The 13,297-nt window shown below is 53.5% G+C and carries 8 protein-coding genes; 5 read left to right on the forward strand and 3 right to left on the reverse strand.

The annotated features are described in order from the left end of the window. Positions 1 to 2: 2 nt before the first annotated feature. Genes KP814_RS08780 through KP814_RS08790 form a run of 3 tightly spaced genes read left to right on the forward strand, consistent with a single transcriptional unit; the run spans position 3 to position 4,482 of the window. Entirely contained in the window at positions 3 to 764 is a 762-nt protein-coding gene (locus tag KP814_RS08780; protein ID WP_216736424.1) for a PP2C family serine/threonine-protein phosphatase, read from the forward strand. Next, on the forward strand, positions 743 to 3,517 hold the full coding sequence (locus KP814_RS08785; RefSeq protein ID WP_216736425.1) for a hypothetical protein: 2,775 nt from the start codon (positions 743 to 745) through the stop codon (positions 3,515 to 3,517). Before KP814_RS08780 ends, KP814_RS08785 begins: the two co-directional genes overlap by 22 nt. After that, on the forward strand, positions 3,514 to 4,482 hold the full coding sequence (locus tag KP814_RS08790; protein WP_216736426.1) for an ankyrin repeat domain-containing protein: 969 nt from the start codon (positions 3,514 to 3,516) through the stop codon (positions 4,480 to 4,482). Before KP814_RS08785 ends, KP814_RS08790 begins: the two co-directional genes overlap by 4 nt. A gap of 129 nt (positions 4,483 to 4,611) precedes the next feature. Here KP814_RS08790 and KP814_RS08795 read toward each other — a convergent pair whose 3' ends face one another. Further along, positions 4,612 to 6,441, reverse strand: a complete 1,830-nt coding sequence (locus tag KP814_RS08795; RefSeq protein WP_216736427.1) for an Ig domain-containing protein — start codon at positions 6,439 to 6,441, stop codon at positions 4,612 to 4,614. 322 nt (positions 6,442 to 6,763) lie between these two features. On the opposite strand from KP814_RS08795, the gene sbcD reads away from it, so the two are divergent. Next, positions 6,764 to 8,080, forward strand: a complete 1,317-nt coding sequence (gene sbcD / locus KP814_RS08800; protein ID WP_216736428.1) for an exonuclease subunit SbcD — start codon at positions 6,764 to 6,766, stop codon at positions 8,078 to 8,080. Then, positions 8,077 to 11,766, forward strand: coding sequence for an SbcC/MukB-like Walker B domain-containing protein (locus KP814_RS08805; RefSeq protein WP_216736429.1), 3,690 nt, complete (start codon positions 8,077 to 8,079; stop codon positions 11,764 to 11,766). Before sbcD ends, KP814_RS08805 begins: the two co-directional genes overlap by 4 nt. Before the next feature lie 66 nt (positions 11,767 to 11,832). Here KP814_RS08805 and KP814_RS08810 read toward each other — a convergent pair whose 3' ends face one another. Continuing rightward, positions 11,833 to 12,057, reverse strand: coding sequence for a hypothetical protein (locus KP814_RS08810; protein ID WP_127968486.1), 225 nt, complete (start codon positions 12,055 to 12,057; stop codon positions 11,833 to 11,835). 158 nt (positions 12,058 to 12,215) lie between these two features. Further along, the gene (locus tag KP814_RS08815; protein WP_216736430.1) at positions 12,216 to 13,253 is read right to left on the reverse strand and encodes a hypothetical protein; all 1,038 of its coding nucleotides are present in this window, start codon (positions 13,251 to 13,253) and stop codon (positions 12,216 to 12,218) included. Between the last annotated feature and the right edge of the window lie 44 nt (positions 13,254 to 13,297).

Raw genomic sequence — 13,297 nt, forward strand, 5'->3', positions numbered from 1 at the left:
CTATGACAAGCAGTTATCCAGAGCCGGCCTGGAAAGTGGTCGCGGCCAGCGTTGCTGGCCCGCACCATGTCCGGGACGGACTACCCTGTCAGGATGCGTTCAGTTGGCGCGTTATTGGTGAGCGGCTGGTTGCGGCGATAAGCGACGGCGCAGGTTCTGCGGCGCAGTCGGAGCAAGGAAGCCGCATGGTAAGCCAGTGTGTCGTGGACGCCTTCGTTGAAATCGTTGCCGCGCCGTTGCAAGAGTCCGACGTACGAAGGATTGCCGAGCAGGCCGTCGAAACTTGTCGCGCCCAACTACTGCAGGCTTATCCTGACGCCAAACTGGCGGACTTTCATGCGACGCTGGCGGCAGTTGTCATGGACGACAGCGGCGGATTTATTCTGCAAATCGGCGATGGCATGGCGGCGGCGGTGCAGGAGCGTCAATGGGCGCCTTGTCTGCTGTGTTTGCCGGAAAACGGCGAATACGCGGAAGAAACTTTCTTTTTCACTCAGGATCGCTGGCGTGAGCATCTGCGCATAACCCCAGTGCCCTCTGAATATGATGAGCTGATACTGGTGACTGACGGCGCCTACAGCTTTACCGCCAAACCCGCGGCTAATGGATTGGACCGCGACTTTATCGCTCCGGTCTGCGCATTTCTGGAACAGAACGAAGAAGAGCGGGGCGTTGTTGCGCTCAAGCAGATTCTCGATCACGCCAACGCCCGCCGCATTTCTGGTGACGATAAGACGCTGTTATGGGCCAGACGCAAACGCTGATTGAGGTGGGCGGCGGAGCCGTCCGCCTGCTGGATAAACCTCTGGGGCAAGGCGCGGATGCGGCCATATACCGCGTCGAGGGACGCCCTGATCTGGTCGCCAAGATCTATCATAAGCCAGAGCAGGACCCCGGACGCCGCGCCAAGCTTGAAGCCATGTTGGCGAATTCGCCAGAGCTGTCCCACATTGAGCACGATGGACATCGCTTTGTGCAAATCGCCTGGCCGCAGTCCATTGTGACGAATAGGCGCGGCGAGTTGAGAGGCTATCTGATGCCTTTCGTCGACCTGTCCCGAGCTGTTTCACTGGAAATGATGCTGAACCGTAAGACACGGCAGTTCAGCAAGCTACCGGAGCACTACGGATACCGCCTTTCCGCCGCCAAGAATCTGGCAGCGCTGATCGCAGCGCTGCATCGCAAGCGCCATCATGTCATCGACATGAAGCCGGTAAACATCAATGTTTATCGGGAAACCTTCTTCACTGCATTGCTGGACTGTGACGGTTTCAGTATTCAAGGCGCTGGCAAGCGCTTCACGGCGCACCAGTACACGCCTGACTATATCGCCCCGGAAGCCATCAAGGGACGTCAGGGGCCGGATCAGCTTGGTGAAGAGCAGGACCGTTTTGCGCTGGCCGTCATCCTGTTTCAATTGCTCAATCAAGGCGTGCATCCGTTTCAGGGAACCCCCAAAGGCGGCGCCAATTTACCTACGACTAACCACGAACGTATTGGCGCGGGTCTCTATGCTTATGGCTTAAAGGAGCACCCCCGGATTGCGCCTTCCCCCTGGAGCATTCACCAGGCTCTGGACTCACGCACGCAACAGTTGTTTGAAAACGCCTTCACTAAGCCTCCCTACGCCAGACCCTCCGCACAGGAGTGGAGTGATCATCTGCATTGGCTATTGGCGGCGGATGACTCCCCTTTGCAACCTTGTCCGAATAACAAGGAGCACTTGAGCTTCGGTAATGGGTGTCCGTTCTGTACTGTTGAACAAAAAGCCGCGAATACTGTAAAGCGTAAAGCCAAGCGGCCCGCCAATGCGCAACCGCCCAAAGGGAGAAGGGCGCATCGCGCTACGGCGCAGACGCAACCCCAACCTCAATATAGGCCCCAACCTCAGCCCGCGGCGCAGCCTATTGTCATGCCGCGCAAGGTTAAGTGGGGGCTAATCACGGCCTTGTCAGTGGTGGTTATCCCTCTTCTGTTATCAGCGATTTTGAATCCGGTCATTGCTTCCTGGCGATGGCCTGGCTTTACGGAGGCGGCGCTTGATATGGGCTGGCCCGTCTGTGACAGTGACCGGGACTACAATTTGTTATCCCAGGCGCTACTCTCAGAAGAAAAGGGGCATATCCAACTGGCTTTGCAACATATCAAGGGAGCTAGTTGTTTAGGCGATGTCGCCGTCAATTACGCCTCTGGGTGGCTTGGTTCAGACGTGGATGATGACAGGCTATGGATGCTGCTGGAGAAACTGTCCTCAGCATCGCAGTCATATGAAAGATGGATGTCATTGGATACAGCAGCCCGGCAGAACTATAGTGGCGCTTATACCTCCTACTACCACGATCCGTTGGGATATATCGAGACGGCCGTCAGGGAGCGCCTCTCAAACCTGCCTTATAGTCCTGAAATGAGGGACAGTTGGCGACAGCGCCTGAGAAGCGTAAGCGAAGACCATGGTCGGCGAGCATTAGGCGACGACTCGCCAGGGGATGAGTTAGCGCCGACCTATGCGCACGCCAGAGCTGTTGTGAATGGGATAGAAGAATCGGTTTTAGAACCTCTGTGGAAGTGGACGGCTGAGCATGACCTTGAGGGCTTGATGGAGATATTGCCCGAGCGGGCTCTCGTTGACTTGAAGAAAGTAGAGTGGATTATCGCTGCGGTAGCGGAAAAAAACGTAGATAAGCTGGCGGACCTTCTTCAGCGTCCGGCCATCGCCTTCAATGAGGGTGACTATGCCGGTGAGGACAAGTTGGCGCGCGACCAGAGCATCGTCGCCAGCACGCTGCGAGTGTCAGACCTGTCTACGCTTCCTGAGGCGGTTAAAACGTTGTCTTTGAATTGCGCTCAGTTGTATCACGCCTTCAGTGTTCTGGGAGAGGGCAACATGAACTTTATGTCTCCCCGCAGAGTGCCTACACCCTACTACAATCCCTTGATTGCAAGGAATGCTTCATCGTCGGAAGTTCCTTTGAAAAGTGGAGGCATGGCGTATCTGGTGCGGCAACCTGAGCTGGCTTGTGCGTTGTCGGCGGTAGCCGACGGGGATAGCGGGGATGGGGTGAGTCTGAAGGCGGTGGCGGTCTTTTTGACCAGGGCTGAAACCGCAGAGCCAGGGATAAAGCAAAAAGTGCTTTGGGATATGGCGCGAAACATGCCCCGCTGGGAGAGCGATAGCGGGCTAAGGCTTTACAAATCCCGCGACAATACCGAAAGACTAGTGGCTTGGCTGGTGGAAGAGCAAACTGCCGCTGAGTGGGTGGATAGAGATGGCGAGACACTGGCGCATTACCTGGTGAACTGGGTGTCGCCGGAGTTGGTGCAACGCCTGCCGAGTTTGGGGGCGTCGACTTCACTGCGTAATAGTCGCAATTTAACTTTGAAAGAAGCATACCAGCGCCGTCTGTCAGCACAAGGGACAGCGTCGAACCATGAGAGAGCTGCGCTGGAGGCGCTGGGTCGCCGCAGTCCTGCCGAAAAGCTTGATGACTACTTTTTTGGAAGCGAGAGCGATTCATGACGGCGTTTTCCAAGGGAAGCCTGCCCATCGCTAAAAAACCTGTCGCGTGGATACTGATCACGGGAGTTACGATTTCCATCCTGATGCTTTCCTGCCTGGCCAAAGCAGAAACCGAGAGGTCTAAGGCGGAAGCGCTATATGCGGCGGACAAGTTGCAGTGGGACCAGGTAGTGGACACAGCATGGCCTGAGATGATGAAAAACGCCAAGCACACTCGCTATCCGGTGCAAGGTATTAATCCTGAACAATACACGGATGAAAATACGCAGGCGTACGGGGGCTTCTCCTATCTCAATTTTCTCGCCCGGGACGGCATGTATGACGCGCTTTTGGACGCGCTTCGCGCTGGCGTGAAGTTTCCCCGTAGCGATAACTATGACGCCGTGTACACCGCTGTGATTGAGTCGAAGGAGCACAAAAATCCCTTTTTCACCATGGCGTTGGTGTCCTCCATCGACCAGTGGAATATCGCCCATCGTTTGGCGGCTCGCAACAAAGTCAAAGAACTACGCGGGCTGGATAAAAAAGTACTGATGGCGCAGACGAAGTTTGGCCGCAACGCGCTGATGCTGGCGATTCTTTACCAGAATGAAGAGGCGGTGAAGTATTTAAGCTCCTATCAGGCGCTTCTGAACCAGAAGGATGACTTTGGCTGGAGCGTTATGATGTATGCGGTTTATGTGGAAAACCCATCGATTCTGGACGTGTTGTTCAGCCTGCCAAAACCGCCAAATGTAAACCTGCAGTCTTATGCATGCGTGGACGCCCCTAAACTGCGTATCGCCATGATTGGCAGTCGTATGCTCAGGCAGGCGATGTCGGGAAGAGGAAGCCCTGCGGACTCACGGGAGCTGTTACAGCAGGATGCCATCTACAACCGACTGCTGGCGCTGTCCAGCAAGCAACGTAAAGACTCCTGTAAGTATTATTTGATGGACAGACCTTATCATAACTGGTTGTTATAACTGGTAAACAGTAAGTCCACACTTTACTCAGGACGGGTCACCCTAATAAAAAAGGCCGAACATCCCGATGGATATTCGGCCTGTCTCGAGGCTGGCAGTCAGCCGATCATTACACTCTTGTCAATAACATCAGTTACAGGGAACTGCGCCGATGTCAGAACCGTCACTGGCCGCGCCGCAGACCGGGGAGTTGGGGAGCGGGGTGTAGTCACGGAAGGCTGGGCCTATGAGCATAGGGCTTCCTACAATGCTATTAATATCTTGGCCAAATGAGTTCCATGTAGACATTGTGAAGCGATTACTTCCCCACATACCTGCGATGATGGAGCTGTTGGTGGATATGAAGTTGTAGTCTCTTGAAACAGTATCAGAGGCCCATGCCCCACCATCACCTGTATTACAACAGAAATAAGTGGGTCTGGATGATCCTATGTTATCAATGATGTTATCGCGAATCTGAATGCTATTTTCGCCGCCAACTGGAGTTGTGCCGTTTGTATGTGACATGCCTCCATAGATAGTGTTGTGATGGGCGAGGATATTCCCAATTAAACCAGTATTTTGATGGCCTATACGAAGCCCTATAAATGATGCTGTTAGCTTGTTGTATAAAATATCTAGACCGTAAGAATACTCTTGGTTAGAAATGGATATGCCAACATCTTTCACATTATACGCAAGGTTGCCGCGGAAGGTGTTTTTAAAAGATCCGGCCTTGTCATGGAATGCCATCCCATCAATGTTATAAGCAATATTGTCTTCAACTAGAGAATGATGAACGTCAAACATGACAATGGCATTGCCTGAATAATCAGCATGGATGTCGCCATTTACGCCTGAGCCCCGGTCAAATAGGTCGCGGAACTTATTGTCCTGAATAACAAATCTATAGCTGTTTGCCTTGCCGTCCCAAAAGAATATGAAGGCTGAGTTTACATTTTTATTCGCAATATCATAAAGGTGGTGCATATGATTGCGTCGGAAAATCCAGTCAGTTTCGTTACCGCTGGCGGAGAAGCACCATTTTTGGCAGTTTTTAATTTCAAGGCCGTCAATGACTCCATAATGGTCGCGAGTATCCATAATGCCACCGAAGTTAACATCCACTACTGGCGTTTCACTTGGATAGGCAATTACTTTATTTGTTTTCCCTAGGTCAAACTTAATTAGCTCACGGTAATCACCACCACGCACATATAAAATGTCGTCGAGGGTACCTTGGTCTATGCCATGAGATATTGTTTGCCAAGGGTTGTTAATCGTTCCATCCCCATTTTCATCAGAACCATGGGGGGATACAAAGTGAAAGCCTGCCTTGGTCACCTGGAGTGTATACTCCTGTGAAGTCATTTGCTGGAGGCTATCATATACGTCGACTTTAATTTGATAGCTTTGTCCCTCAGATGATGTAGATGGCTTCCAGGAAATTTCACCCGTTTTAGGGTGAATAGACATACCAGAAGGTGCTTGTGCCAGAGTAAAGGAGTAGGGGTATTTCCCACCAACAACACCAAGTCGGATGTTATATTCAACGCCAGGATAAGCTTTGCTTAAAGGCCAAGAAATAACTTCCGGGGTTAGGCTGACCATTGAGTGTATATTGAGCGGCTTTCCTTGGGGTAAAGAGGTGGCGCTCAATGAGCTTGCATTTGTCCATCCATCAACGCCAGACTCATAATCAATATTCCACCAACTCTCGCCATTTATATCAAATGGCCCCTCAACGATAATACCAGCTGAATCTACTGATTGAGTACCGATAGATGACGCGCTAGCGAGCTTGGGAGGAATGGTATAGATACTGCTATCAGCAATATTTTTAACCGTTACGTTAACACCAAGAGAAAAGTCTTCAGCACTTGCTGAGCCTGTTGATGCAATAAGACCAAGCGGTGCAAGTAATGCAAGACTACGCGCTAGCTTGGATTGAAAGAGATGAGTAGGTTGTTTCTTTAACATGACCGAATTAACTCCATGGCCGGTTGTTTAAGAGCTTTATCGTTTTATGAGCGTCACGGAAGGGGAAAATTTGTTCGGCCATCCGTGTCCGCATCGCAAATCTATACTACAAGTTATAACGACATAACTAGGGTGTGCACTAGGTAAGTTTTTGACTTCAAATGTGATAGCCGGTTTTGAGCTGTGCTGAGTGGACAAATATTCTACTATGTGTGCTCTGTTAACTCCGGGCGGAGTTTTCACGTTATCCCCTTCATCTATAGCCTTTACCCGCCAAGCTTCGTAAACTTTGCCGAAATTTGGATTCGGCTGACTTTTTCTAATGACCTTTCGTATTCTTCATACCTCGGACTGGCACCTTGGCCAGCACTTTTTCGGTAAAACGCGGGCGGACGAGCATGCCATGTTTTTCAACTGGCTGTTGGAGCAAGTCCAGGTGCATGAGGTGGATGCTTTAATCGTCGCGGGCGATATTTTCGACACGGGAGCGCCGCCCAGTTATGCGAGGGAGTTGTACAACCGCTTTGTTGTGGAGTTACAGCGGACGGACTGCCAGTTGGTGCTGCTGGCGGGGAATCATGACTCTGTCGCCACGCTTAATGAATCCAAAGATCTGCTGGCCTGTCTGAATGTGCATGTTGTGGCGGGTATGCCGGAAACGCCAGAGAACAACGTGCTGTTGTTGAATGATCGCAATGAAGAGCCGGGCGCTATTCTGTGTGCGGTTCCCTTCCTGCGGCAGCGGGATCTCACCACCAGCAAGGCGGGACAGGACGGTGTTGAGAAACAGCAGGCGCTGCAGCAGGCGATTGCCGATTACTATGCGCGCCTGTTTCAGTTGGCGCAGGCGCGTCGTGAGGAGTTCGGCGAGGCGCTACCCATTATCGCCACGGGTCATCTAACGACGGTGGGGGCGGAACTCTCGGAGTCTGTACGGGATATCTATATTGGCGCTTTGGACGCGTTTCCTTCCGGCGCCTTTCCTCCCGTGGACTACCTCGCTTTAGGCCACATTCATCGCTCACAGAAGGTGGGCGGTCAGGAGCATATTCGCTATAGCGGCTCGCCCATTCCTCTGAGTTTTGATGAGGCGGAGCAAACCAAATCGGTATTGATGGCGGACTTTGAAGATGGGCGTTTGCAACAAGTGACGCCACTGGAGACGCCCTGTTTTCAGCCGATGCAAGTGATTCGCGGCGATCTGAAGTCTATAGAGAAACAGCTGGGCTCCATTGTTGCGCCCAATTCGCAACTGTCGCTGTTCAGCAATGCGGATAAGGTCTGGGTCGATATCGAGGTGGCGGCGACTCAGGACTATCTCGATGATTTGCAGCGCCGCATCCAGGAGATGGTTGGCGCTCTGCCGGTGGAAGTGCTTTTGGTGCGTCGCGAACGCAAGAATAAGGGGCTCAGACTGGAGCGGCTGGAGAAAGAAACCCTGGCGGAGCTGACGGTGGAAGAGGTTTTTGAACGCCGCCTCGCTCAGGAAGTCTGGGAAGGAGAAGATGCGGAGGCGCGGAGGCAGCGCCTGATTGGGATGTTTCGTCTGGTGGAGAGTGATGTGCTTGCGGACGGCGTGGAAGCGGAAGTTATCGCTGAATCCAGTGTTGAAGCCTCTGTGACGGGGGACGATGCATGAGAATTTTGAGTCTTCGCCTCAAGAACCTGAACTCCCTCAAAGGCGAGTGGAAAATAGACTTCAGAGCAGACCCTTTTCATAGCAATGGGCTGTTCGCCATTACCGGACCGACCGGCGCTGGCAAAACAACATTGCTGGATGCGATCTGTCTTGCGTTGTATCACCAGACGCCACGCATCAACGTCTCACCCATGAACAATGAGATCATGACCAGGCACACTGCGGAGTGTCTCGCCGAGGTCGAGTTTGAAGTGAAAGGCGAGGCCTATCGCGCTTTTTGGAGCCAGCGACGTGCGCGCAATCTGGCGGAAGGTCGGTTTCAGCCGCCTCAGGTCGAGCTGGCGACAGCGGACGGTAAGATCCTGGCGGATAAAGTGAAGGATAAGCTGACCCTGATTGCAGAGTTAACGGGTCTGGACTTCGTCCGGTTCACCAAGTCCATGTTACTGGCGCAGGGCGGCTTTGCGGCGTTTTTGAACGCCCCTGCGAATGAACGCGCCGAGTTGCTGGAAGAGCTGACCGGCACAGAGATCTACGGCAAGATTTCCGCCCGGGTCTTTGAGCGCCAGCGTGACGCAAAAGGCGAGTTGGAACGACTGCGGGCGAAGGCGGAAGGGCAGGACCTGCTCAGCGACGATGAGCTGACAGCCTACTATGAAGAAGCGGCGGCCCTCGACACTCAGGAAAAAACAGATACCGAACGCCTTGAGACTTTGCGGGCGCAGAAACAGTGGCTGGACCGATTGACCCAGGCGCAGCAGTCCTTCAATGAAGCTGAACGGCGTCTTACCGAGGCGACGGCGCGACTGGAGCAGGAGAAAGCTGACTTAGGGCGACTGGCGCTGAGTGAGCCGGCGGAGAAGTTGCGTCCTTTCTATAAAGACTTCCAGCAGGCCCATGACGCTTATGCGCAGACGGAAAGGCATATCAAGTCTCTGACGGAAAGCCTGGAATTAGCTCGCGAAGAGCTGGAGCGCAAATCCTCTGAACTTGCGTCGGCGAAACAAGCGTTGATGCAATTGCAGACGCAACGGGAAGAGTTGGAAAGCCTGGTGGCGGAAAAGGTCATGCCTCTGGATCAGGCGATCGAACAACTCAGTTCTCTGATGCGGCAGCAACAAGAAACTGTCACTGAGACCCTGCGACGCCAAGAGGAATCTGGAGAGCAGGAAAAAGCCCTATCTCTCCAGTTGAAGGCGTTACGGGAGGAGATCCAAGAGGCGAACGAATACCTCGAAAACAGGCGCTCCCATAAGCGATTGCCGGAGAATCTGCCGTTATGGCGGGAGCGTCTGGCGCAGCGAACAAAAGCGACGGTTGAGCTGACCAAGTTGCAAGAGGCTGCCAGCACGCGTCAGGCGGAGCATCGCCAGCAGGAGGCGGAGTCTGTTCGTTTACAGGAGGCGCAGGCTACGGCGCACAGCGTTCTGGAAGAGCGTCGTCAGACCGTCGCCGCGACTCAGCAAGCCATACTCGATGTATTGTCGGGAGTGACCGAGGCAGACCTGCGTGAACGCCTGGCGTCAATGCAAAAAAGCCGCACGGATCGCTTTCGGCTGGGACGTTTGGCGGATGATCACGGCAAACGTAATCAGGAGTTAACGGCGCTGAATGCGCAACTCAGCCAGCGCGAGAACGAGTTAGAGCAAGGAAAGCAGTCTCTGGCGTTGATGCGTAAGCAGTATAAAGCGGAGAAGACGCATCTGGATGACCTGGATCGTCTGCTACAGCAAGAGCGTCAGATTGCTTCGCTCAGCGAGCATCGCGCCCGCCTGAGCCCCGGAGAGCCTTGCCCTTTGTGCGGCTCTCACGAGCATCCCGGCATCGCGGCTTATGAAGCGCAGCGGGAGTCCGACACAGAAAAACGCCTGCAAGAGAAGCGCAAGCAATTGCAGGAATTGGAGGACAAGGGCAAGAAGCTGAACGAAGCGGCGGCCCGACTGTCCAGTGAGTTGGAGTTGGGGGTGGCAAGCCGCGGCAAGTTGAATCAGGAAATGGCTGCTCTGAAGGATGAGTGGACGCAGTTGTGTCAGGAGTTCGGCGTCAATCTGGCGATTGATGCGCCTGCGGGCGCCCAAAACGGTGTTGATGTTTATTTACAGAAAGAAGAAGCCAAAGAAAATGCTCTGGCGGAGCGTGTGCGGTCGTTGGAGCAAACGGAAAAACAACTGCAGCAAGCTAAAGAGTCCGCGACTGCTGCGGAGCAGGAACTTGGCGAGATCCGCAGAAAGTTAGAGCTGCAGCAGCGCGATCTACTGAATCTCGGCAAAGAGATTGATGCGCACCTTGCGCAGCAGACCGAGCAACGCTCTGTGCTGAGCGCCCTTGAACAGGGGCTGACGGAAGCGTTTTCCAGTATGGGCTATGGGATGCCCCAGGAGGATGAGCAGGACGCCTGGCTGGAGGCGCGTAATGCCGAAGCGCGAGAGTATCAGGCCCGCCAGGAGAAGCTGGAGCAGGGCGTGAAACAAGCCGGGGATCTGGAGCGTCAGCGGGAGCATGTAGCGGAGAAAACCGCGGATATCGCACAAACCTTAAAAGGATTGCAGGAAAACTTGGCGCAGACGGAAATGGCGTTGGCGGAGAAAAAGACGCAGCGTCAGGCATTATTTGGCGACAAGTCGCCGACGGAAGAGCGTAAGCGTATGCAGGAGCAATTGGCGGCGGCGGAGAAGCGTTGGGCCACATTGCAGGAAGCCAAAGAAATGGCCGACACTGCGCTGCAGCAGCACTTGGGACGTGAGGAAGTGTTGAAGACGCAGCTGGGCTCACAGCGTGCTCTATTGTCCGATGCGGAACGCTTATGGAGCGAAGCGCTCGCCGCAAGCCGCTTTGCGGATCAAGCTGCTTTTGAACAGGCGTTGATTAATGAAGACGAGCGACAGGCGCTGTCGGTATTAAAGCAGGAGCTGGATCAACAGAAGGATCGAGCGGCCACCCTGAAGCAGCGTGCGGAAGCAGAATTGAATGCGTTGTTGGCGGCGCCAGCGACTCAGTTAAAAGAGTCTGAGTTGGCGGAGCAGCTGCAAGCCCTCACGGATGGCCTGAAAGCCATTAGTCAAAAACAGGGTGAAATCAAACAGCTATTACAAAGCGATCAGTCCAGGCGGATGAGTCGGCAAAAGCTGCTGGTCGATATTGAGTCGCAACAGCAGCGCTACGACGACTGGGCGTATTTGAGCAGCCTCATAGGGGCGGCGGACGGCGCCAAGTTCCGCCGTTATGCGCAAGGCCTGACTTTGGACCATCTGGTCTATCTCGCCAATCAGCATTTAAGTCGCTTACATGGTCGTTATGAATTGGAGCGCCGTGAAGGCGAAGCTCTTGAGCTGCAAGTGGTGGATACCTGGCAGGCGGATACCGTCAGAGATACCAAAACCTTGTCTGGCGGGGAGAGCTTCCTGGTGAGCCTGGCTTTGGCGTTGGCCTTGTCTGATTTAGTCAGCCATAAAACCAGCATTGACTCACTATTTCTGGACGAAGGCTTCGGCACTCTGGACAGCGAGACCTTGGAGGTGGCGCTGGATGCCTTGGACTGCCTGAACGCCAGCGGCAAGATGATCGGCGTCATCAGTCATGTAGAGGCGATGAAAGAGCGTATTTCCGTACAGATCAAAGTGAAGAAGATGAGCGGGTTAGGCGTTAGCCGGTTGGATAACCGGTACTGTCTGGAAGGCGCTATGTAGGGCGCGATTCGGAAGAAATTGAAGGCAATAAAAAACCGAGGCGTTCGCCTCGGTTTTTTTGTCCGCTTAGAGCAGGATATGCACTTTGCGGGGGTCGCTCTCAAGTCCGAAGAAGTTGGTGATTTTCTTTTCACCATCTTGCACTAATTCACGGACTTCTGAGGCTGATAATTCTTCCGGGATATTACGGGGCATCAGTTCCCGTAACTCGCCGCCGAATGCGTAAAAAAACAGCTCGAGTCCGCTTGGATGAATGGCGTTTCTTTGGCTGCTATTGATTATCCAGTCCACAACACTAACCGTATATGTTTCTATGTATTCGAGAGTAGTCTAAAGAATCAGTCGGTTAGCGGTCTGTAGTGGATTCTCTGTAAGCATTATTGCTTAAGGCTGGAAACGCAGATATAAGCCTGGGCGAACTTGCTGTTCGCCCTTGAAAAACAAGGCTTTTAGCCATTGCAGCGTTTGAGGGCGGGGATAGCTTTGCGCATATCCTGCAAACTGAATTCCTGGTGAGCAAGCGACGACTTTTGCTCACCTAATACCAGGTAAACGTGCAGCATTTTGCTCTTTTCCAGTTGCTCGCTCAGGTCCGACAAGACAAGCGTGCGGGTAGGGTAATCCTGTTGTGAGAAAGTCATCAGCTTGGACTGGTCCAGGCGTAGGCCTACGCCGCGTTTTTTCAGGAAAATGTCTGATGAGGCGTAAACGACAAAGCGGCCCGGCTCCAAGGATAACCATATTTGAGAGGTGTGGTCGCCGATTTCCACCTGGCGGGTTGGCGTGCTGAGGCGGCAGCTGTCCGGGTGTTCTCCATCCCAGTTGCGCTCCAGGGTCCAAATGCCGAATGAAGCGACGCTCTGACTCAGCGCGGCTGTCGTGGAGGAACGTTCGATAGAGGTAGGCTGAGCTTTGACTTCCACGACCTTCAGTGACCCGGCTTCTTCATCTACAACATCTTCACTTTGCCCTACCGCCTTAGCGTTGGCTTGCTCTGGCGAAGGCTTTGAATCTTGCGCTATCGCCAGCATGGGCTGTGAAGTCGCCTGTTGATCATGGGAGGCTTCCGCCGTCGGTGGCGTAAGTGCGGAGGCTGCTGTCGTCTTTGTGACGATAGTGGGCTCTTTACTGGTTTGCGTTGCAGGTTGGAGTGAATCCTCGTGCGCTAACGCCGCTGTGTCATGTCCAGCCGCAGGAGGCTCGCTACTGATGATTTCTAGTGAAACGATAGATTGTTCGAACTCGTGGCCTTCGATGGCTTCTTCAGGTGTTGAGACAGCTGCAGTCTGAGTCTGAGAGATGGACTCATTGGGGACGACAATCTCTTCCGCTTGGCTGATCTCCTCTTGTGGCGCGGAGGGCTCCGCGTCTTGCCACCAGGAAGTCGCACACCCGTGCAGGCTGACGACCAGACTGACGAAAAGGCTGAAACGAATTGTGTTGTGGAGACGACGGGAGAACTGCGACTTTATTATTGTTAGTGGCATGGCTGTTACCCTGAAATAGGCGTTGCTGAATCGATATGACAGCT

Origin of the sequence: Hahella sp. HN01, assembly GCF_018986435.1 — a bacterium.
In the GTDB taxonomy this organism is placed as follows: Bacteria; Pseudomonadota; Gammaproteobacteria; order Pseudomonadales; family Oleiphilaceae; genus Hahella.

Coding starts and splice junctions, on each gene's coding strand:
- KP814_RS08780 (WP_216736424.1), top strand. CDS start 3: ATGACAAGCAGTTATCCAGAGCCGGCCTGGAAAGTGGTCGCGGCCAGC.
- KP814_RS08785 (WP_216736425.1), top strand. CDS start 743: ATGGGCCAGACGCAAACGCTGATTGAGGTGGGCGGCGGAGCCGTCCGC.
- KP814_RS08790 (WP_216736426.1), top strand. CDS start 3,514: ATGACGGCGTTTTCCAAGGGAAGCCTGCCCATCGCTAAAAAACCTGTC.
- KP814_RS08795 (WP_216736427.1), bottom strand. CDS start 6,441: ATGTTAAAGAAACAACCTACTCATCTCTTTCAATCCAAGCTAGCGCGT.
- sbcD (WP_216736428.1), top strand. CDS start 6,764: ATGACCTTTCGTATTCTTCATACCTCGGACTGGCACCTTGGCCAGCAC.
- KP814_RS08805 (WP_216736429.1), top strand. CDS start 8,077: ATGAGAATTTTGAGTCTTCGCCTCAAGAACCTGAACTCCCTCAAAGGC.
- KP814_RS08815 (WP_216736430.1), bottom strand. CDS start 13,253: ATGCCACTAACAATAATAAAGTCGCAGTTCTCCCGTCGTCTCCACAAC.